This is a genomic window from Polynucleobacter sp. CS-Odin-A6, from assembly GCF_018882095.1.
Lineage (GTDB): Bacteria > Pseudomonadota > Gammaproteobacteria > Burkholderiales > Burkholderiaceae > Polynucleobacter.
Genome location: NZ_JACVPD010000001.1, coordinates 309,224 through 329,425, shown reverse-complemented (window position 1 = coordinate 329,425; position 20,202 = coordinate 309,224). Strand labels below are relative to the sequence as shown.

The 20,202-nt window shown below is 48.0% G+C and carries 18 protein-coding genes; 10 read left to right on the top strand and 8 right to left on the bottom strand.

The window, feature by feature from the left end; all coding sequences use genetic code 11:
• Positions 1-7 precede the first annotated feature (7 nt).
• Together ICN15_RS01645 and galU are read left to right on the top strand one after the other, a co-directional pair.
• Positions 8-2,917 carry a valine--tRNA ligase gene (locus ICN15_RS01645; RefSeq protein WP_216200783.1) on the top strand — a complete coding sequence of 970 codons (2,910 nt, stop codon included), beginning with the start codon at positions 8-10 and terminating at the stop codon, positions 2,915-2,917.
• Between the two features lie 23 nt (positions 2,918-2,940).
• Complete coding sequence (galU, locus tag ICN15_RS01640) at positions 2,941-3,825, top strand: UTP--glucose-1-phosphate uridylyltransferase GalU (RefSeq protein WP_216200781.1); 885 nt, start codon at positions 2,941-2,943, stop codon at positions 3,823-3,825.
• Between the two features lie 113 nt (positions 3,826-3,938).
• On the opposite strand, the gene ICN15_RS01635 is transcribed toward galU, so the two are convergent.
• Positions 3,939-4,166 (bottom strand): sulfurtransferase TusA family protein, encoded by a 228-nt coding sequence (locus ICN15_RS01635; protein WP_216201495.1) that lies wholly within the window; start codon positions 4,164-4,166, stop codon positions 3,939-3,941.
• Between the two features lie 8 nt (positions 4,167-4,174).
• Positions 4,175-6,799: an alanine--tRNA ligase gene (alaS, locus tag ICN15_RS01630; protein ID WP_216200779.1), complete on the bottom strand. Its 2,625-nt coding sequence runs from the start codon at positions 6,797-6,799 to the stop codon at positions 4,175-4,177.
• Between the two features lie 125 nt (positions 6,800-6,924).
• On the opposite strand from alaS, the gene ICN15_RS01625 reads away from it, so the two are divergent.
• The 3 genes from ICN15_RS01625 to ICN15_RS01615 all read left to right on the top strand — a co-directional run bounded on the left by ICN15_RS01625 (position 6,925) and on the right by ICN15_RS01615 (position 10,770).
• A complete protein-coding gene (locus tag ICN15_RS01625) occupies positions 6,925-7,386 on the top strand; it encodes a tripartite tricarboxylate transporter TctB family protein (RefSeq protein ID WP_216200777.1) in 462 nt (153 codons plus the stop codon).
• A 19-nt stretch (positions 7,387-7,405) separates the two neighbouring features.
• Positions 7,406-8,908 carry a tripartite tricarboxylate transporter permease gene (locus ICN15_RS01620; protein ID WP_216200775.1) on the top strand — a complete coding sequence of 501 codons (1,503 nt, stop codon included), beginning with the start codon at positions 7,406-7,408 and terminating at the stop codon, positions 8,906-8,908.
• 83 nt (positions 8,909-8,991) lie between these two features.
• Positions 8,992-10,770: a glutamine--tRNA ligase/YqeY domain fusion protein gene (locus ICN15_RS01615; protein ID WP_216200773.1), complete on the top strand. Its 1,779-nt coding sequence runs from the start codon at positions 8,992-8,994 to the stop codon at positions 10,768-10,770.
• On the opposite strand, the gene ICN15_RS01610 is transcribed toward ICN15_RS01615, so the two are convergent.
• Entirely contained in the window at positions 10,751-11,638 is an 888-nt protein-coding gene (locus ICN15_RS01610; RefSeq protein WP_216200772.1) for an SDR family oxidoreductase, read from the bottom strand. The genes ICN15_RS01615 and ICN15_RS01610 overlap by 20 nt on opposite strands.
• A gap of 36 nt (positions 11,639-11,674) precedes the next feature.
• On the opposite strand from ICN15_RS01610, the gene ICN15_RS01605 reads away from it, so the two are divergent.
• Complete coding sequence (locus tag ICN15_RS01605; protein ID WP_216200770.1) at positions 11,675-12,715, top strand: 2Fe-2S iron-sulfur cluster-binding protein; 1,041 nt, start codon at positions 11,675-11,677, stop codon at positions 12,713-12,715.
• 51 nt (positions 12,716-12,766) lie between these two features.
• Positions 12,767-13,960 carry an acetylornithine transaminase gene (locus tag ICN15_RS01600; RefSeq protein ID WP_216200768.1) on the top strand — a complete coding sequence of 398 codons (1,194 nt, stop codon included), beginning with the start codon at positions 12,767-12,769 and terminating at the stop codon, positions 13,958-13,960.
• On the opposite strand, the gene ispH is transcribed toward ICN15_RS01600, so the two are convergent.
• On the bottom strand, positions 13,949-14,914 hold the full coding sequence (gene ispH / locus ICN15_RS01595) for a 4-hydroxy-3-methylbut-2-enyl diphosphate reductase (protein ID WP_255532826.1): 966 nt from the start codon (positions 14,912-14,914) through the stop codon (positions 13,949-13,951). The genes ICN15_RS01600 and ispH overlap by 12 nt on opposite strands.
• A 3-nt stretch (positions 14,915-14,917) precedes the next feature.
• Positions 14,918-15,364 carry a peptidylprolyl isomerase gene (locus ICN15_RS01590; protein ID WP_216200767.1) on the bottom strand — a complete coding sequence of 149 codons (447 nt, stop codon included), beginning with the start codon at positions 15,362-15,364 and terminating at the stop codon, positions 14,918-14,920.
• A 30-nt stretch (positions 15,365-15,394) separates the two neighbouring features.
• On the opposite strand from ICN15_RS01590, the gene radC reads away from it, so the two are divergent.
• The 3 genes from radC to rpmG all read left to right on the top strand — a co-directional run bounded on the left by radC (position 15,395) and on the right by rpmG (position 16,647).
• Positions 15,395-16,084: a DNA repair protein RadC gene (gene radC, locus ICN15_RS01585; RefSeq protein ID WP_370625380.1), complete on the top strand. Its 690-nt coding sequence runs from the start codon at positions 15,395-15,397 to the stop codon at positions 16,082-16,084.
• 150 nt (positions 16,085-16,234) lie between these two features.
• Positions 16,235-16,468: a 50S ribosomal protein L28 gene (gene rpmB / locus ICN15_RS01580; protein WP_011903570.1), complete on the top strand. Its 234-nt coding sequence runs from the start codon at positions 16,235-16,237 to the stop codon at positions 16,466-16,468.
• 11 nt (positions 16,469-16,479) lie between these two features.
• Positions 16,480-16,647, top strand: coding sequence for a 50S ribosomal protein L33 (gene rpmG, locus ICN15_RS01575; protein WP_015421876.1), 168 nt, complete (start codon positions 16,480-16,482; stop codon positions 16,645-16,647).
• 88 nt (positions 16,648-16,735) lie between these two features.
• On the opposite strand, the gene ICN15_RS01570 is transcribed toward rpmG, so the two are convergent.
• The 3 genes from ICN15_RS01570 to purN are packed head-to-tail and all read right to left on the bottom strand — an operon-like array spanning position 16,736 to position 20,202.
• Positions 16,736-17,923 carry a fatty acid desaturase gene (locus tag ICN15_RS01570; protein WP_370625411.1) on the bottom strand — a complete coding sequence of 396 codons (1,188 nt, stop codon included), beginning with the start codon at positions 17,921-17,923 and terminating at the stop codon, positions 16,736-16,738.
• Between the two features lie 42 nt (positions 17,924-17,965).
• Positions 17,966-19,576, bottom strand: coding sequence for an RsmB/NOP family class I SAM-dependent RNA methyltransferase (locus ICN15_RS01565; RefSeq protein WP_255532825.1), 1,611 nt, complete (start codon positions 19,574-19,576; stop codon positions 17,966-17,968).
• The gene (purN, locus tag ICN15_RS01560) at positions 19,573-20,202 is read right to left on the bottom strand and encodes a phosphoribosylglycinamide formyltransferase (RefSeq protein WP_216200760.1); all 630 of its coding nucleotides are present in this window, start codon (positions 20,200-20,202) and stop codon (positions 19,573-19,575) included. The genes ICN15_RS01565 and purN overlap by 4 nt, the downstream gene beginning before the upstream one ends.

The following is a 20,202-nucleotide window of genomic DNA, read 5'->3' as shown; positions in this document are numbered from 1 at the left end:
GCCTCTTATGCCAAATGCTTCGAATACCCCTAATTCATCCGACTCCCCTCATTCTCCTTTAGCCAGTTCTGTAGATGAGCTAGCTAAATCCTATGAACCGGCCCCAATTGAAGCCTATTGGGGTCCGGAATGGGAACGTCGAGGCATTGCCGACGCGACCTTAGAAGAAGGTAAGGAAGATTTCTCGATTCAACTGCCGCCACCGAATGTGACCGGCACCTTACATATGGGTCATGCCTTTAACCAAACCATCATGGATGGCTTGGTTCGCCATGCTCGGATGTCTGGCAAAAATACCTTATGGGTGCCTGGCACAGATCACGCCGGTATCGCTACGCAAATCGTCGTTGAGCGCCAACTCGATGCACAAAAAATTTCTCGTCATGATTTAGGTCGCGAAAAGTTTCTGGAAAAGGTATGGGAGTGGAAAGAAACTTCAGGCTCTACTATCACTCGTCAAATTCGTCGCCTGGGTGCCTCGATTGATTGGGGTAAAGAATATTTCACGATGGATAACAAGATGTCCAAAGCCGTCGTGGAAGTATTTGTGCGCTTACATGAGCAAGGCCTGATTTATCGCGGAAAACGTTTGGTGAACTGGGACCCAGTCCTCGGTACTGCAGTATCTGACTTAGAAGTAGTTAGCGAAGAAGAAGATGGCTCGATGTGGCACATTCGCTACCCATTAGTCGATGGCTCTGGACATCTGACCGTTGCCACCACACGTCCAGAGACTTTGCTAGGCGATGTTGCTGTGATGGTAAATCCAGAAGATGAGCGCTATCAGCATCTCATTGGCAAGTCTGTGAATCTCCCCTTGTGCAATCGAGAAATTCCTATCATTGCGGATGATTATGTTGATGCCGCTTTTGGCACTGGCGTTGTTAAGGTCACACCTGCACATGACTTCAATGATTATGCCGTTGGACAGCGTCATCAATTACCGCTTATTAATATTCTGACCTTAGATGCGAAGATTAATGAAAATGCCCCCGCTGTTTATCAAGGCTTAGAGCGTTTTGCTGCGCGCAAGCAGATTGTTGCCGATCTAGATACAGCCGGCTTATTAGAAAAGGTTCAGCCTCATAAATTGATGGTGCCCCGCGGCGATCGCACCCAAACCATCATCGAACCTATGCTCACCGACCAATGGTTTGTAGCAGTGTCTAAACCGAGTCCAGATAACCAATATCAGCCCGGCTCATCTATCGCTGGTGCCGCATTAGATGCTGTCACTAAAGGTGATATTAAGCTTGTCCCGGAGAACTGGATTAGCACCTATTCCCAATGGCTGGAGAATATTCAAGATTGGTGCATCTCACGTCAACTATGGTGGGGCCATCAAATCCCCGCCTGGTATAGCGATGATGGTCAGATCTTTGTAGCGCGCTCTGAAGAAGAAGCCAAAGCTAAAGCAGCAGTTTCTGGCTATGCAGGCCTACTGCATCGTGATCCCGATGTCTTAGATACCTGGTTTAGCTCTGCGCTCGTTCCTTTCAGCTCATTAGGCTGGCCAGAAGAGACGCCTGCTCTCAAGCATTTCTTACCTTCCTCAGTATTGGTTACGGGTTTTGACATCATCTTCTTCTGGGTTGCCCGCATGGTGATGTTGACTTGCCATTTCACTGGCAAAGTGCCATTTCACACGGTTTATGTTCATGGCTTAGTGCGTGATGCTGAAGGCCAGAAAATGAGCAAGTCCAAGGGCAATACCTTGGACCCAATTGATTTGATTGATGGCATCCAGATTGAAGACTTGGTTGCCAAGCGCACGACGGGTTTGATGAATCCCAGGCAGGCTGAAAGTATTAGTAAAAAAACCAAGAAAGAATTTCCGGAAGGGATCCCCGCATTTGGTACGGATGCACTGCGCTTTACTTTCGCCTCCATGGCATCGCTCGGTCGCAATATTAATTTTGATCAAAAGCGTTGCGAAGGCTATCGTAATTTCTGTAACAAGCTCTGGAATGCGACCCGCTTTGTTCTAATGAACTGCCCAGGAAGTAATGAAGAGAACGGCTTTGCCCCTTGCGATAGCCAATGCGGTCCTGAGGGCCAGTTAGACTTTTCGGCGGCAGATAAATGGATTGTTTCTTTACTGCAAAAAACAGAAGCTGACGTTGCTAAAGGCTTCCATAACTATCGTTTTGACAATATCGCCACGAGTATTTATCAGTTTGTTTGGGATGAGTATTGCGACTGGTACCTAGAGCTTGCCAAGGTTCAATTGCAGACGGGAACGCCGGCACAACAACGCGCTACCCGCCGCACGCTGTTACGGGTTCTAGAGACGATCTTGCGTATGGCCCACCCTCTCATTCCATTTATCACTGAAACGCTCTGGCAAACCGTAGGACCTAAAGTGGGCAAAGAGTTAGCCAAACAAGATAAACAAACTATTGCTTTGCAACCCTATCCAGCTGCCCAACTCGATAAGATTGATGAACAAAGTGAAGCTTGGGTTGCTCAAATTAAATCCATCGTAGATGCTTGTCGTAATCTGCGTGGCGAGATGCAAGTCTCTCCGGCCCTCAAGGTACCTTTGTGGATTAGCGGGCCGCCAGATTTCTTGAGGCAAGCAAGCCCATACCTCACTGCATTGGCTAAGCTTTCAGAAGTCAAAATCTATGACGACGAGTCCGCCTTAGAGAAAGATGCGCCTGACGCACCTATGGCCTTGGTTGGCAATCTAAAGCTATTGCTTAAGATTGAGGTTGACGTGGCTGCAGAGAGAATTCGTCTCGGCAAAGAAATTGAGCGTTTAGCAAATGAAATTACCAAAGCGCGTAGCAAACTCGGTAACGAGAGTTTTGTGGCTCGGGCTCCGGAGGAGGTTGTTGCCCAAGAAAAACAACGTCTAGCAGGCTTTGAGCAAAACCATGAGAAGCTTGTTGCACAATTAGAACGAATGAAGTGAAGTCTCAATAGATCGGAATTTCAATGCCATTAAGCACTAAAGCCGTTACTAAAGCCGTCTTCCCTGTTGCGGGGTTGGGCACACGTTTCCTACCAGCCACCAAGGCTAGTCCGAAAGAGATGCTCAATGTGGTGGATAAACCGCTCATTCAATATGCGGTAGAAGAAGCTATTGCTGCCGGCATTACTGAAATGATTTTTGTTACCGGCCGTAGCAAGCGTGCAATTGAGGATCACTTTGATAAAGCGTATGAATTAGAAGCCGAGCTCGAAGCGAAAAATAAGACGGCTCTATTGGAAATTGTTCGTAGCGTAAAACCAAGTCACGTGGATTGCGTCTATGTACGCCAACCTGAAGCGCTAGGCCTTGGTCATGCCGTCTTATGCGCAGAGAAGCTCGTACGAGACGAGCCCTTTGCCATCATCCTGGCTGATGACTTACTCGATGGCCAGCCGCCCGTTCTCAAGCAAATGCTCAAAGTATTTGATGAACAAAATGGTTCAGTGGTAGCGGTAGAAAAAATTGATCCAGCCAAAAGTAGCTCGTATGGAATTGTTGCAGGCGCTGAAGTATCCAAGGGCATCTATCGCCTCAATGGAATCGTCGAAAAGCCGCAACCTCAAGATGCGCCTTCTAACTTGGCAGTAGTAGGTCGCTATGTTCTATCCTCTGACATCTTTAAGCATATTCGTAACCTCAAGCCCGGGGCTGGTGGTGAAATTCAATTAACGGATGCGATTGCCTCTTTGCTTAAAGAGGAGCCGGTCTTTGCTTACGAATATGATGGCGTGCGCTATGACTGCGGCAGCAAGTTGGGATATCTCAAAGCTTCTGTGGAGTTTGCTTTGCGTCATCCCGAGGTCAGGACAGAGTTTGCCTCCTATCTCAAGAGTCGCTCCTTAACTTAGACTCTACTCTTGATCTCTTTTGAGATAAAAGCAAAAAAGGCAGAAATCACTTTCTGCCTTTTTTAATGCTTGAATTCTCAAGGCCTCAGTCTTTTTTCACTTTTTGTTTGGTCTTACCTTCTTTTTAGAAAAAAGACTAAAACATCACCTTCAGCAGAACTGGAGAGAAGCTCGTTACCCGTTTGCTTAGCGAATGCTGGGAAGTCATGTGCTGCCCCCGCATCTGTGGCTTTGACTTTAAGCACTTCACCAGATTGCATAGTGGCCAAGGCTTTCTTCGTGCGCAAAATTGGGAGCGGACAATTCATGCCAATGGCATCCACCTCGAGATTAAATTCGATCGCATCACTCATTTAGAAGCCACCCAATCTGGAACGCCAGCTAAAGCTGCCCCCAAATTACTGGGGTCATTACCGCCAGCCATAGCCATCTCTGGCTTACCGCCGCCTTTACCGCCAACTTGTTGGGCCACAAAATTCACTAGGTCACCTGCTTTTACTTTCGCAATGGCGTCTGCAGTAACACCAGCAATCAAACTTACTTTATCGCCTTGTACTGAAGCAAGAACAATCACAGCGGTTTTCAATTTCGCCTTCAAAGCATCCATGGTCTCGCGCAATACTTGGCCATCGGCGCCATCTAAACGAGCCGCTAATACTTTTAGTCCATTGATATCGATTGCCTGGGTAGCCAACTCATCACCCTGACTAGCGGCTAACTTAGAGTTCACTTTATCTAACTCACGTTCAGCCTGACGAAGACTCTCTTGCAGTTGTGTAACGCGATTGACTAAATCACCCGGATGGGTTTTTAGAACCGCAGCCGCCTCATTGATCTTATCTTCTAAACCCTGCAGGAAGTTCAACGCGTTTCTACCGGTGACCGCCTCTACGCGGCGAATACCAGCAGCAACACCCCCCTCAGAAACAATCTTCAAGCTACCAATATCACCAGTGCGTCCTACGTGAGTGCCGCCACAAAGCTCTTTAGAGCTACCGATTTCTAGAACACGAACTTCATCACCATACTTCTCGCCAAAGAGCATCATGGCTCCAGTTTTCTGGGCATCGTCTAATGACATGACTTTTCCAGAGGTTGCGGTATTGGCTAAGATCTCCGCATTGACAATATCCTCTACCCGACGAATCTCTGCGGCAGTAATGGGTGCATTGTGCGTGAAATCAAAACGGGTTTTGCTAGCATCCACTAGTGAACCTTTTTGTTGCACATGATCGCCCAAGACTTCACGCAAGGCTTTGTGCAGAATATGCGTAGCACTATGGTTGCGCATCGTTTCTGTTCTTTGCTGCACGTCTACCAAGGCATTCAGCACATCGCCTACTTTGAGTTCACCTTCGTGAACTTCGCCTTGATGCCCAAACACATCAGCCTGAATCTTGAAAGTGTCTGCAACTGCAAAACGCACTGACTCGTTACGCAGCTCGCCCTGGTCACCAATCTGACCACCTGACTCAGCATAAAAAGGGGTGCTGTCTAAAACAATGACGGCCGCATCACCAGCCTTTACTGACTGGACGGATGAACCATCGACATAAAGCGCAGTCACTTTGGCACCGTCATGCTTTAGGGTGTCATAGCCATGAAATTGCGTTGGCTTGCCTGAATATTCCAAACCTTGAGCGACCTTAAACTTACCAGCAGCTCTCGCTTGATCACGCTGCTTTTGCATCGCCAATTCAAAACCTTCGGCATCTACCATGACATCACGTTCACGACATACGTCAGCAGTTAAATCCAAAGGGAAGCCAAAGGTATCGTGCAAACGAAAAGCAGTCTCACCATCAACAGTCTTGGTGCCACCAGCAAGGGCGCCTTCCAGAATCTCCATACCATTAGCGATCGTCTGGAAGAAACGCTCTTCTTCTTGCTTGATGACCTCACTCACTTTATCTTTTGCTGCTTGTAATTCTGGATAAGCCAAACCCATCTCTTTTACTAGCGCTGGTACGAGCTGGTAGAAAAACGGCTTGCGTGCACCTAATTTATATCCATGACGAATTGCACGACGCGTAATACGACGCAGCACATAGCCTCGACCCGCGTTACCAGGGATGACGCCATCTACCACGATAAAACTACAGGCACGAATATGGTCAGCAATGACTTTCAAGGATGGGCTGGTAGGATCGCAATTTTCACCACCGGCGGCATCCACCGCCTCCTTGGCAGCCTTCAGTAAATTGACGAACAGATCGATTTCGTAGTTAGAGTGCACGTGCTGTAACACCGCTGCAATCCGTTCAAGGCCCATACCGGTATCCACGCTAGGCTTTGGCAATGGATTCATATTGCCCGCTTCATCGCGATTGAACTGCATAAATACGTTATTCCAAATTTCAATATAGCGATCGCCATCTTCATCAGGACTGCCTGGAGGACCACCCGCGATATGAGGACCATGGTCGTAGAAGATTTCAGTGCAAGGACCACAAGGGCCTGTATCACCCATCATCCAGAAGTTATCTGATGCATAACGCCCGCCCTTGTTGTCACCGATGCGAATAATGCGCTCGGCCGGAACACCGATTTGCTTATTCCAAATTTCATAAGCCTCGTCGTCTTCGGCATAGACCGTTACTAAGAGCTTGTCTTTGGGGAGCTTGAAGACTTCCGTCAACAGACCCCAAGCGAAGGTAATAGCATCCTTCTTGAAGTAATCCCCAAAAGAGAAATTACCCAACATTTCAAAAAAGGTATGGTGACGAGCTGTATAGCCAACGTTATCGAGGTCGTTATGCTTGCCCCCAGCACGAATACATTTTTGAGCAGTGGTGGCGCGGCTGTATGGGCGCTTATCAAACCCCAGAAAAACATCTTTGAACTGGTTCATACCCGCATTGGTAAATAGCAGGGTGGGATCATCTCCGGGGACTACCGGGCTAGAGGGGACGATTTGATGGCCGTTTTGGGCGAAGTAATCCAGGTATGCCTGGCGAATTTGGGAGACTTTCATACAAATAATTATCGCATTGGCACTAGTTGAGGGCAAACCCTTGGTAAACACACCCCTTCCTGACTTACAATCTCACAACATTAATAAATAGATCGGCATTTAAGTCGATATATAAGGAGCTTGACTTGAAAATTCGCAATCAACGGGATTTTGGCGCTGGAATCATGTACATGGTTATTGGCCTCTTCTTCACCATCGTGGCATCGCAATACTCCATGGGGACTGCGGCCAAAATGGGACCGGGGTATTTTCCATTCTGGCTTGGCGTTTTGATGACTCTTTTAGGCCTTCTAGTCCTTGTTCAGTCCTTAAAGGCTACTGCTGCAATTGAAAGTATCCCCAAATTCAACTGGAGGATCATTGGCCAAATCACGGGCTCAGTAGTCCTTTATGGCTTACTTCTCCCAAGAATGGGCTTTTTAGTTGCCGTGGTAGTACTGGTATTCGTATCTGCCGGCGCAAGTAAAGAATTTACCTGGAAAGGTACTGCCATTAATGCCGCCTTTTTGGTAGCGTTTACTTACTCAGTATTTGTTGTGGGCCTCAAGCTTCAATTCCCACTTCTACCTGTATTCCTACAACAATAACGAACCGAGACTCTGAAAAATGGAATTATTTGCTAATTTAGCCCTCGGTTTTGATACCGCCTTTACTCTACAAAATCTCCTGTACTGCCTTATTGGCTGCGTCCTAGGAACATTAATTGGAGTTTTGCCTGGTCTGGGGCCAATCGCAACCATTGCGATGTTGCTACCAGCAACCTATGCACTGCCTCCAATCGCTGCCTTAATTATGTTGGCCGGTATTTACTACGGCTCGCAATACGGCGGCTCTACTACTGCGATTTTGCTCAACATCCCGGGAGAAACGTCCTCGGTAGTGACGGCGATTGATGGTTACCAAATGGCCCGAAACGGTCGAGCAGGCGTTGCTTTGTTTACCGCTGGTATGGGTTCATTCTTTGCGGGTTGCGTGGCTACCTTGGTTTTGGCTGCCTTTGCTACACCCCTTTCTCAACTAGCCTTTAAGTTTGGGCCGGCTGAGTACTTCTCTCTCATGGTTTTAGGATTGATTGGTGCAGTTGTGTTGGCATCCGGTTCTTTGATCAAGGCAATCGGCATGATCATTTTGGGTCTTTTGATGGGCTTAATTGGTACCGACGTGAACTCGGGCGTATCACGCTATGCATTTGATATTCCTGAGTTGAGTGATGGCATTGGTTTCGTAGCCGTGGCGATGGGTGTTTTTGGCTTCGCTGAAATCATGGGCAACCTTGAGAAGACGGGTGAAGATGAGGGCTTCTTAAACAAGATGACCACCATGATCCCAACCAAACAAGATATTAAGCGGATGATCCCATCTATCTTGCGCGGTACAACCATTGGCTCCATCTTAGGAATCTTGCCAGGCGGCGGCGCTGCTTTAGCGGCCTTTGGAGCCTACTCTGTTGAGAAGAAATCTTCTAAGTACAGCCATGAGTTTGGTAAAGGCGCCATTGAAGGTGTAGCAGGCCCTGAGTCCGCGAACAATGCTGCAGCTCAAACCTCTTTCATCCCATTGCTTACCCTAGGTATCCCACCTAACGCTGTGATGGCCTTGATGGTTGGTGCGATGACGATTCACAATATTCAGCCAGGTCCACAAGTGATGACCAGTAACCCAGCCTTGTTCTGGGGTTTGATCGCTTCTATGTGGATTGGTAACGTGATGTTGATTCTCTTGAACTTGCCACTCATCGGCATTTGGGTCAAGCTCTTAAAGATTCCGTATCGCTTCCTTTACCCAGCGATTTTGGTCTTCTGCTGTATTGGTGTCTATACCGTGAACAACACCGTGTTTGATGTTTACATTACGGCAGCTTTCGGCATTATTGGCTACCTCTTCTTCAAGCTTGGTTGCGAACCCCCTCCATTGCTACTCGGCTTTGTGCTGGGGCCAATGATGGAAGAGAACTTCCGTCGCGCCCTATTGTTGTCACGTGGCGATTTCACCACCTTTGTAACCCGCCCACTATCCTTAGGTTTGCTCATTGCAGCAGCCCTCTTGGTCGTGATTGTGGCCTTACCTGCAGTGAAGAAAACCCGTGAAGAGGCTTTCGTAGAAGACTAATTCTCGAGCACCTCCTGAAAACAAGCCCGCAGCAGTTTGCGGGCTTTTTTCTTAATGGGTGGGGTTTTCTCTACAATGAAGCCATGTCCCAAGACAGCAAACCCTCTAAAACATCTGACGGTACCGGTACCGTCTCCGAGCCCTCCAATTTTTTACGCCAGATTATTGATCATGATCTTGCGAGTGGTGCCTATCAAAATCGCACTAATCTAGATGGGCAGGCTATCCCCTCCATCATTACCCGCTTTCCACCAGAGCCCAATGGCTATCTTCACATCGGCCACGCTAAAAGTATTTGTCTCAACTTTGGCTTAGCCAGCGATTACAACCACCAAGCAGGTGGCGCACGCTGCAATATGCGCTTGGATGACACCAACCCCGTTAAGGAAGATGTCGAGTACGCAGACAGCATTCTGGATGCAGTGCAATGGCTAGGATTTGATTGGGGTACCCATCTGTATCACGCGAGTGATTACTTCTACCAGCTCTATCAGTTTGCAGAAATTCTGATTCAGAATGGCAAAGCGTATATCGATAGTCAAAGTGCTGATGACATTCATACGAATCGCGGCAACTTTGGTCAAGCCGGAAAAAATAGCCCCTTTCGTGATCGCACTCCCACTGAAAATCTCACGCTCTTTCGTGAGATGCGTGATGGTAAATATAAAGATGGTGAGCATGTCCTGCGCCTAAAGATTGATATGGCGCATCCCAATATTGTGATGCGCGATCCCGTGGTCTATCGCATTCGTCATACTGATCATCACCGCACTGGTAACAAGTGGTGCATCTACCCCCTGTATGACTTTACACACTGCATTTCAGATGCACTTGAGAATGTCTCGCACTCTATTTGCACCTTGGAATTCGAAAACAATCGTCCACTCTACGATTGGATTGTGGGTTCTTTAGTCGAACTGGGGATCTTCAAAACTCCTGTTCCACATCAGTATGAATTCGCCCGCCTTAATCTGACTTACACCATCACCAGTAAGCGCAAGCTCCTGCAGTTAGTGGAAGAAAACCATGTTGAGGGTTGGGATGATCCACGGATGCCAACCATCGTAGGCATCCGTCGCAGAGGTTATACGCCCGAAAGTATTCGCCTGTTCTGTGAACGGATTGGTGTCTCGAAAGCCGATAGTTGGATTGACATGAGCACGCTCGATCAAGCCTTGCGCGATGATCTAGAAGCCAAGGCCCCGCGCGCTACTGCCGTACTCAAGCCGCTCAAACTCGTCATTACAAACCTGGATGCCTCTGTAAGTGAGCCCTGCTCAGCGCCGCGCCATCCGCAGCATCCGGAATGGGGCAATCGCGAATTTCATTTCACTAAAGAATTGTGGATTGAAGAAGATGATTTCATGAAAGAGCCCATTAAGGGCTTCTTCAGACTGTACCCACCGATTGGCGACCAAGCTGGTGGACGCGTGCGTTTACGTCATGGCTTCGTGATTGAATGTACTGGCTTTGAAGTCGACGTCAATGGTCAGGTGATTCAGGTCAATGCCACTCATTTTGCGGATAGTAAGAGTGGAACACCGGGTTCAAATAATTACAAAGTAAAAGGCAATATTCATTGGGTAAGCGCAGCAGAAGCTGTACGTGCACAAGTGCGCCTCTATGATCATCTGTTCAATGATCCACACCCCGATAGTGGCGATAAAAACTTCCTCAGTGCCATTAACCCTAACTCCAAGCAAACGATTACTGCCTATTTAGAGCCTTGCATGAACGAGGTAAAAGCGGAAGATCGTTTTCAGTTTGAGCGCCACGGCTATTTTATTGCCGATCAAAGCGATTCGAAACCCGGCCAACCAGTATTTAACCGTACTGTCGGCCTCAAGGATTCTTGGAAATAGTTTTCAGAAACTCGGTCACGCTGGGATAGCGTAGCGGAGTTTTTAATTCGTGTAGTCGACCATTCGTGACGCGCCGTGACTCCCGCATAAATGACCAGAGCATCGGAGAGACGATTTTTTCTAGCTCCGAACCCGGCAATCTGGGCGGTCGATTCAATCCAAAGGCATCAGCCACTTCATCGAAGTAATCCCCCATCTTGGTTTTACCACCGTCGCAGGCATTAATCACGCGTTGCGGCTTGCCGTGATAAACAGCGGCACAGACCAACCTGGCCAAATCATCACTTTGAATGTGATTTGAGTAAGCATCTTCACTTGCAATTAAGGCGGGTGTACCGGCCTGAATGCGCTCGACGGGCAAACGGTCTGCCGCATAGATACCGGGCACACGGAGAATGGTGAGCGCCACTCCATGGGCAGGAGCCCATAAGCGCAGACTATTTTCAGCATCGACACGCCGCTTAGCACGGACACTTTGCGGGTTTACTGGGGTCACTTCGCTGACCATACCGCCTCCATGATCACCATAGACGCCGGTAGTGCTCACATAAATCAGACGCCTGACAGTATCAGGACCTTGGGCTAAAATTCGGAGGAGGTTGCGAGTTCGGCAATCACGATGACCTGTATTTTGGGGTGGTGCTAAGTGAATCACGGTTTCTGCCAATCCACTCAAGCGCCACAAGCTATCGGGCTTATCCAGATCCCCCAAAATCGGCATTGCGCCAACCGCTCTCAACTCTTGAAAACGGGTTTTCTGGGAAGTTAAGGCATAGACGCGATAACTTCGCGCTAACTGTTTGGCGACGCGCAAACCAATATCACCGCAGCCGATGATCAGGATTCGAGATTTACCAAAAGATTGCATAAGTTACATCGTAACGATTTATTGAAAGGAATGAGAGTGTCTTATCAAGTCACGCTCAAAGCGAGCGGCAAACAATTTACAGTCCAGAATGATGAGACCCTCTTAGAGGCAGCTCTGCAGCAGGGTATCACCTTGCCTTATGGCTGTAAAAATGGAGCTTGTGGATCCTGTAAGGGCAAGATTCTAGAAGGTCAAGTAGAGCATGGCCAGCACAGCACTTCCGCACTCAGTCCAGCTGATGAGGAAGCCGGAGGCACCTTATTTTGCTGCGCACATCCCAAATCTGATCTCCTGATTGAGGCTCGTGAGGTTCAAGGCAACAGTGACATTGCCATCCGCAAAGTACCCTGCCGTGTGAATTCGATTGCAATACCAAATAAGGATGTGGCCATTCTGACGCTGCAGCTTCCAGCGGCTGAGCGCTTTCAATTTTTAGCTGGTCAATATTTAGAATTTCTTCTCAAAGACGGTCAACGTCGTGCTTACTCGATTGCGAATGCGCCCGGTCAGGATGGTCCATTAGAGTTGCACATCCGGCACTTACCAGGCGGACTCTTCACCGATTTTGTCTTTGGCGCTGCAGAGCCAGCCCTAAAAGAAAAAGACATTCTGCGTTTTGAAGGGCCATTAGGTAGCTTCTTCTTACAAGAAGCCTCTCCGAAACCGATTATTTTTGTTGCTGCGGGTACCGGCTTTGCTCCGATTAAATCGATTATTGAGCAGATGCAACTGAAGAAAATTCAGCGCCCTATTCAACTGTATTGGGGTGGACGTCGCCCTAGCGACCTATACCGCGATGCACTTTGCCAAAGTTGGGCTCAAGCCATTCCTGACTTTCAATATATCCCCGTGATCTCAGAAGCTCTCCCAGAAGATACTTGGACTGGTCGCACAGGCTTTGTTCATCAAGCCGTTATGGCTGATCATCCTGATTTGGCCGCGTTCCAGGTCTATGCCTGTGGCGCGCCTGTGATGGTCAATGCGGCTCGTCAGGACTTTTCATCCCAATGTCATTTGCCTGAGGAAGAATTCTACGCAGACTCCTTTACCAGCGCCGCTGATCTTGCAACAAACTAAGTTACTAAGCGCGATAATAGAAACCACATTTGATCTCACCACGCAAACGATATGAATAAGCCGGCCCAATCCATAGATGCCCACTCAGTGATGTTTATTACTCCACGACCAGAAATAGTGATGGTTGAGGGCAAAGGATCATGGCTGACTGATAACAATGGCAAACGGTATTTGGATTTTTTGCAAGGCTGGGCTGTGAACTGTCTAGGTCATAGCAATCCAGGGATGATTGAAGCCCTGAACGGCCAAGCAAAAAAACTGATTAATCCTAGTCCTGCGTTCTATAACGAACCCATGATTCGTTTATCGAACTTGCTGACAAATAACAGCTGCTTTAATAAGGTCTTCTTTGCGAATAGCGGAGCAGAGGCTAATGAAGGTGCTATTAAATTAGCGCGTAAATGGGGGCAACTGAACAAATCAGGTGCTTTTGAAATCATCACGTTTGACCACAGCTTTCATGGTCGCACTTTAGCCACCATGAGCGCCTCCGGTAAGCCGGGGTGGGACACCATGTTTGCTCCACAAGTGGCCGGCTTTCCCAAAGCAGAATTAAATGATTTAGAGTCAGTCAAGAAACTGGTGACGGATAAAACGGTCGCAGTGATGATTGAGCCAGTTCAAGGTGAGGGTGGTGTCATTCCCACTACTAAAGAGTTCATGCAAGGTCTGCGTCAATTCACCAAAGAAAATAATATTCTTCTGATCGTTGATGAGGTGCAAGCTGGTTGTGGCCGCACCGGTAAATTATTCGCTTACCAGCATTATGGTATTGAACCGGACATCATGAGCTTAGGCAAGGGTATTGGTGGTGGCGTTCCCTTGGCGGCACTAATGGCAACCGATGCGGTTGCGTGTTTTGTGCCGGGCGATCAAGGTGGCACTTATAACGGCAATCCGCTCATGACTGCTGTGGGTATCAGCGTCATTGAGCAGCTCTTAGCACCAGGCTTCTTAGAATCCGTGCGCTCAAAAGGAGAATTGCTTAGCAAAGAATTGCTCTCCATCTCTGCAGAATTTAACTTGCAGGGTGAGCGTGGCGAGGGTCTATTACGCGCCCTCATTTTGAGCAGTGATATTGGCGGTAAATTGGTTGAGCTAGCACGCGATCGCAGCCCAGAAGGCTTGTTGATTAATTCACCAAGACCGAATCTATTGCGTTTTATGCCCGCACTCAATGTGAGTGATGATGAAATTCATCAGATGTGTAATGCCTTGAGAGAGCTACTGAAGTTAGTCCACTAAATTCTTTGGCAGGGAAAAAGTCACATCTTCAACAACACCCTCCAAGGCTCGAACACTGCGTGGGCCAAATTCTTGAATTTTTGCTGCAATCAATTGCGCCAAACTTTCAGGAGCTGAAGCACCTGCAGTAAGCCCCACCCGCTTCTTACCAGCAAACCATTCTGCCTGTAGTTGCTCAGGCGCATCCACCATGTAAGCAGGTACGCCCAGCTTTTCAGCCAATTCACGCAAGCGATTCGAGTTCGAACTTGCTTTGCTACCAACCACAATAACTACCTCTACTTGGGGCGCCATAAATTTGACAGCATCTTGGCGATTTTGAGTGGCATAGCAAATATCTTGTTTGCGAGGCTGAACAATCTTTGGGTATTTTTTAGTTAAGGCATCAACAATTTCTTTAGTCTCATCTACGGAGAGCGTGGTTTGCGTCACAAAAGCAATTTTTTCATTCTCGTCAAAATTCAGACTGGCAATATCGGCGATTGTTTCAATCAGGTAAACGCCTTCTTTGACTTGGCCCATGGTGCCCTCCACTTCAGGATGTCCAGCATGGCCGATCATCAATACCGTAAAGTCCTCCTTGCACATCTTGACCACTTCAAGATGGACCTTAGTCACCAATGGGCAAGTAGCGTCATACACCTGAAGACCACGTGCCTCAGCATCCCTGCGAACCTCTTGAGAAACCCCATGCGCACTGAACACCACAATTCCACCCTGAGGAACCTCATTCAGATCCTCAACAAATACCGCGCCCTTCTCGCGCAAATCATTCACAACAAAAGCGTTGTGAACAATCTCATGACGCACATAAATCGGCGCACCAAAACGGGTGATGGCCTCCTCGACAATATTGATTGCCCGATCAACTCCTGCGCAAAAACCACGGGGTTGCGCCATCAATATTTCTGCATTGTCTTGCATAGGGGTTTGGATATTTGTTTGCTTGTTCATCACTTAAAGAATCCCAACAACTTCGGCTTCGAAGGTCACTGGCCTGCCAGCAAGCGGATGATTAAAATCAAACCAGGCGCCCTCTTCGTTAATCGATTTCAATACGCCAGCGTATTGCGCTCCACCAGGCGCATTAAATTCTATGACATCGCCTGGATTAAATTCCACATCATCATCGCGTCCTTCTTTAAGCGCACCCAAAGAAACCCACTGAATTAATTCTTCCTTACGCTCGCCAAAACTTTCCTCTGGTGGCAGTACAGCACTTTTCTTTTCTCCAATACCCAATCCCATCAACACTCTTTCAAAACAAGGCGCAAATTGTCCAGAACCCATCAGCACCGTCGCAGGGCGATCGATAAAAGTATTGATGTAATCATCCCCACTGGGCAGAGTCAGCCGATAGTTGAGAGTCAAGAAGGAGTTAGGCAAAACCGTAAGCTTAGTCATAAGGTAATTGTATCTAGGCCGGACACCAGCGTGCACTCCCCGATTACGAATTGGCCAAAAATGGATCAGCCCCGTGAAAAGCTGCGCGCCCTAGGGGCTAGAGCCCTATCCGATGCGGAATTGCTAGCCATTTTCCTGCGGGTGGGCGTCAAAGGCAAAACTGCCGTGGCGCTAGCAGAGGATCTGCTTCATCATTTTGGCAATCTACCGCGCCTGCTGTCATGCACCCCAGAGGAATTAACCCAGATTCATGGCATGGGTATCTCCAAATGGTCACAAATCCAGGCTGCCTATGAGCTGGTGAAGCGCAGTCTTGAGGAAACCCTTTCCCAAGATTCCGTTTTTTCATCGCCGAGCTATGTCAAGGAGTTCTTGCAAGCGAGATTTGGGCGCCTCCCCCATGAAGTTTTCCTTTGCCTCCACCTAGACTCACGCCTCCACCTCATTGAGTGCCAGGAGCTCTTTAGGGGGTCCCTGACCCATACCGCCGTCTATCCTCGAGAAATCCTGAAGGAAGCCCTTGCTAAGAACGCCAGCGCTCTGATCGTGGCTCACAACCACCCCAGCGGAAACCCACTACCCAGTCCAGCCGATCAAGAATTAACGAAGTTACTATCTCAAGCCTTGCAATTGGTCGATATTCCACTCTTAGATCACTGTATCGTCAGCGATAGCGGATTTTTCTCATTTTCAGATTCAGGCCTTATGAAAAATGACTAAAATCAGAAGTAATCACTAACTTATTTACCAGTTTCTACCACTATGATTGGCTCGATTGTTTAATCCCCCAAACTAAAGCCAATTAGGAGTAGATCAAAGTAGGTAGAGACTGATACAATCTTCTCTTTTCGCAATTAATGGAGTTATGTCATGGCAAAAGTTTGCCAAGTCACTGGGAAAAAGCCGATGGTTGGCAACAATGTTTCCCATGCAAACAATAAAACGAAGCGTCGCTTTTTGCCGAATTTGCAAAATCGACGTTTCTGGGTTGAATCTGAAAACCGTTGGATTAGCTTGCGCTTAACCAATGCTGGTTTGCGCGTTATCGACAAAAACGGCATCGATGCTGTTTTGTCTGATCTTCGCGCACGCGGCGAAATTTAAGGAGCACGCAAATGGCTAAAGGCGGCAGAGAAAAAATCAAGTTAGAGTCATCAGCTGGTACTGGTCACTTCTACACTACTTCAAAAAACAAGCGTACTAAGCCTGAGAAAATGGAGATCATGAAATTCGATCCTACTATTCGCAAGCACGTTGCTTACAAAGAAACCAAGCTGAAATAATTTATCGATTCGATATTGATCAGCTGCAATAAAAAACCCGCTCCATCAGCGGGTTTTTTATTGCCTTCATTTTTACTAGCCGACTAACTTAAGCGTAACGACGCAACCTCAAAGAGAAGTCACGCAAAGAGCTTAAGCCGCTGTCTTCAGCACGCTGACACCATTCATGCAGCTGAGAGAGCAATTGCTCACCAGTAGCATTAGAACGGCTCCAGATGGCCTGTAAATCGCGACGCATCTCAATCATCTTGCGTAACTGAGTATTCGTCGTCATGAGTTCTTCGAGCTTAGCTTGTTCCTCAATATTTAAGCGGGACTCATCTTTACCTAACCAAGTGCGCGCGTCCTTCAAGTGAGATGCTAGCTCATGCATATGCTGCACCTCATGAATGAAGAACTTATGCAAAGTTTTGCTATAGCGCGCCATGACTTCATAACGGTTAGCGATAATCGCCTCGAGCGTTCCCTGGTCTGCAGGGCGCAATTCGCTAAGAACCGGCTTGGGGGAAGTCTTCTTTACCTTAGCCAATCCGACTGCACTGAGAATCTGAATGTACATCCAGCCAATATCAAACTCATACCACTTACTAGACAGCTTGGCGCTGGTTGCGAAGGTGTGGTGATTATTATGTAATTCTTCCCCGCCAATCAAAATACCCCAAGGAAAAATATTGGTTGCAGCATCTTCGCAATCGTAATTGCGATAACCCCAATAGTGGCCGATACCATTAATGATGCCAGCGGCGGTAATTGGTATCCACAGCATTTGCACTGCCCATACTGTTAAGCCAATGGCACCAAACAAGAACACATCAATGATGAGCATTAAGGCAACGCCCTGCCAAGAAAACTTGGAATACACATTGTGTTCGAGCCAATCATCTGGCGTGCCGTGACCAAACTTATCCAAAGTCTCTTGATTGCGCGACTCTTGTTTATACAGCTCAGCACCGCGAGACAGGACGGTACTGATACCTAAAATTTGTGGGCTATGAGGATCGTCAACAGTCTCGCACTTAGCATGGTGCTTACGATGAATGGCCGCCCACTCTTTAGTCACCATTCCGGTTGTGAGCCAAAGCCAGAAACGAAAAAAATGGGACATGATCGGGTGCAAGTCCAAGGCACGGTGTGCTTGGCAGCGATGCAAATAAATGGTGACGCTGGCGATGGTAATGTGGGTGGCAACCAAAGTGAAAACGAGGATTTGCCACCAAGACCAATCTAAATAACCATTGGAAAGCCAATTAAGGAATAAATCGACATCAGAAACTATGTTCAAAAGGGTGTCCTAGATAGTAGGTAGTGGATCTAACCCTTATTTTAGTTCTTTACTAGCTTTCTTGTTTTTGACTGGAATCTCTTTTTCTTCATCTTTTGCATCGTCTTTTACGGTTTTAGGAACTGGTGCAGCAGCCTTCTTTTGGAAAACCGCAGCAAAGAAGCCATCAGTGCCATGAATGTGAGGCCATAACTGCCACCAAGGATTATCTGGGCTACAGCCTAAGGGCATTTTATCCTTTGGAAACAGTGGCTTAAGAGCTTCAGCGGCAGGAACCACCTCAAAATTGGGGTGTTTGGCCAAAAATTCTTCCGCAATCTGTTGATTTTCTTGGGGCAACAGGCTGCAAGTGGCATAAACCAGGCGACCACCGGGTTTTAACAGGCGACTTGCAGAGGCCAAAATATTCATTTGCTTTTGATTTAGCTCAAGAACACCTTCTGGAGTCTGACGCCACTTCAAATCTGGGTTACGACGCAAAGTACCCATGCCGCTACAAGGTGCATCTACCAAAACACGATCTATCTTGCCAGCCAAGCGTTTAATCTTGGCATCATTTTCACTATCGATCCACACTGGGTGCACGTTTGAGAGGCCACTGCGGGCTTGTCGTGGCTTTAAATTAGCCAGACGACGTTCAGATGTGTCAAGGGCGTATAAGCGTCCTGTAGACCGCATGAGCGCCCCAATCGCTAGCGTCTTGCCACCAGCACCCGCGCAAAAGTCCACTACCATCTCGCCCCGCTTAGGAGCTAGCAAGTAAGCTAATAACTGACTGCCTTCGTCCTGCACCTCAAACATACCCGCCTTAAAGCCGACGGTATTTTGCAAAGCAGGCTTGCCCATGATGCGAACACCATCCGGTGCGTAAGGCGTTGGGATGGCTTGGTAACGACCACCGAGTGCATTCATCTCCACCAACAATTGCTCGCGAGTGGTTTTCATGGTGTTGGCACGCAGATCTAATAAGGCAGGGTGCATTAATGATTTAGCCAAGGCTTCACGCGTCTCTTCACCAGGATATTTTCCAAATGCATCCCACAGCCATTCCGGTAAATTGTTCCGTACCAATGGATTTAATGCGCTTGAGTCGACGGTGGCAAAACGTTGCAACCACTCATACTCACCGGGCTTTAATACGTGAGCCAGATCAGCAATGGCGCTCTCAGCGCGATTGGCAGAACCCAGCCCGCCCTCTGTCAGAGCAGCCATCAGACCCAATAGGGCTAAGCGTCTAGCTTGTGAACCTTCACCGCTAGAAGCGAATTGGGAGAACTCATTTTTACGACGCAAAATAGCAAAGGCACTCTCTGCAATTAACGCTCGGTCACGATTACCTAATTGGGGTTCAGAGCGGAAATACCGACTCACTACCCGATCAGCTGGTTGCTCAAAATTGAGCAGCTCTGGTAGCAATCGTTCTAAGTGAATCGCATGCTGAGGCAATGCTTTGGCATTGGAAAAGTTTTTTTGACCTTCCGGCGCAATGATATTGCCACTCGCATTACGACGCTCCGGGCGACGCAAAGGATCTTTTGATTTAGCGGCATAGCTTTTTTGTGGGCCTAGTCTTGATCCCGACCTGGATCCCGACTTACTTCCAGCACTTCCAGCACTAGCGCCGCGGGATGAACGTTCTTTACTCATAATTTAATTAATTGCGACTCCGGTGGTTGAACCTGAACTTGATTACCTTCTATTCGCAATCGTCCATCTAGGTACCATTTTACGGCCCGCGGGTAAATCTGATGCTCAGCAGTCAAAACTCGCGCTGCCAAACTGTCGGCATCGTCCCCGGGAAGCACGGGAACAGAGGCTTGGTAGATGATGGGGCCTTCGTCAACACCCTCAGTAACAAAATGCACGCTGGCACCATGTTCAGCCACGCCAGCTTCCAAAGCGCGTTCATGGGTATGCAAACCCGGGAATGCTGGGAGTAAGGCGGGGTGAATATTGATGAGGCGGCCTTCAAAATGGCGAATAAATTCTGGAGTCAGAATGCGCATGAAACCCGCTAAAACCACTAAATCCGCGCCTAATTCATCGATTTTCTTCATTAAGGCAGCATCAAAGGACTCACGAGTTGCGTGTTCTCGATGTTCGATAGTAAAGGCTGGAATCCCCTGAGAGCGAGCAAAATCAAGCCCCTTAGCCGCTGAATGGTTGGCAATGACCCCACTAAAGTCAACGGACCACCCCTCTTTTTGAGCAGTTTTGACGATCGCCTCGAAATTAGAGCCGCGACCAGAGATTAAGGTGACGATGGATGGCAT

Bases quoted from the DNA above. Each gene is read 5' to 3' on its own strand.
- ICN15_RS01645 (WP_216200783.1), top strand. From the start codon at position 8: ATGCCAAATGCTTCGAATACCCCTAATTCATCCGACTCCCCTCATTCT.
- galU (WP_216200781.1), top strand. From the start codon at position 2,941: ATGCCATTAAGCACTAAAGCCGTTACTAAAGCCGTCTTCCCTGTTGCG.
- alaS (WP_216200779.1), bottom strand. From the start codon at position 6,799: ATGAAAGTCTCCCAAATTCGCCAGGCATACCTGGATTACTTCGCCCAA.
- ICN15_RS01620 (WP_216200775.1), top strand. From the start codon at position 7,406: ATGGAATTATTTGCTAATTTAGCCCTCGGTTTTGATACCGCCTTTACT.
- ICN15_RS01615 (WP_216200773.1), top strand. From the start codon at position 8,992: ATGTCCCAAGACAGCAAACCCTCTAAAACATCTGACGGTACCGGTACC.
- ICN15_RS01610 (WP_216200772.1), bottom strand. From the start codon at position 11,638: ATGCAATCTTTTGGTAAATCTCGAATCCTGATCATCGGCTGCGGTGAT.
- ICN15_RS01600 (WP_216200768.1), top strand. From the start codon at position 12,767: ATGAATAAGCCGGCCCAATCCATAGATGCCCACTCAGTGATGTTTATT.
- ispH (WP_255532826.1), bottom strand. From the start codon at position 14,914: ATGAACAAGCAAACAAATATCCAAACCCCTATGCAAGACAATGCAGAA.
- ICN15_RS01590 (WP_216200767.1), bottom strand. From the start codon at position 15,364: ATGACTAAGCTTACGGTTTTGCCTAACTCCTTCTTGACTCTCAACTAT.
- rpmB (WP_011903570.1), top strand. From the start codon at position 16,235: ATGGCAAAAGTTTGCCAAGTCACTGGGAAAAAGCCGATGGTTGGCAAC.
- rpmG (WP_015421876.1), top strand. From the start codon at position 16,480: ATGGCTAAAGGCGGCAGAGAAAAAATCAAGTTAGAGTCATCAGCTGGT.
- ICN15_RS01565 (WP_255532825.1), bottom strand. From the start codon at position 19,576: ATGAGTAAAGAACGTTCATCCCGCGGCGCTAGTGCTGGAAGTGCTGGA.
- purN (WP_216200760.1), bottom strand. From the start codon at position 20,202: ATGCCATCCATCGTCACCTTAATCTCTGGTCGCGGCTCTAATTTCGAG.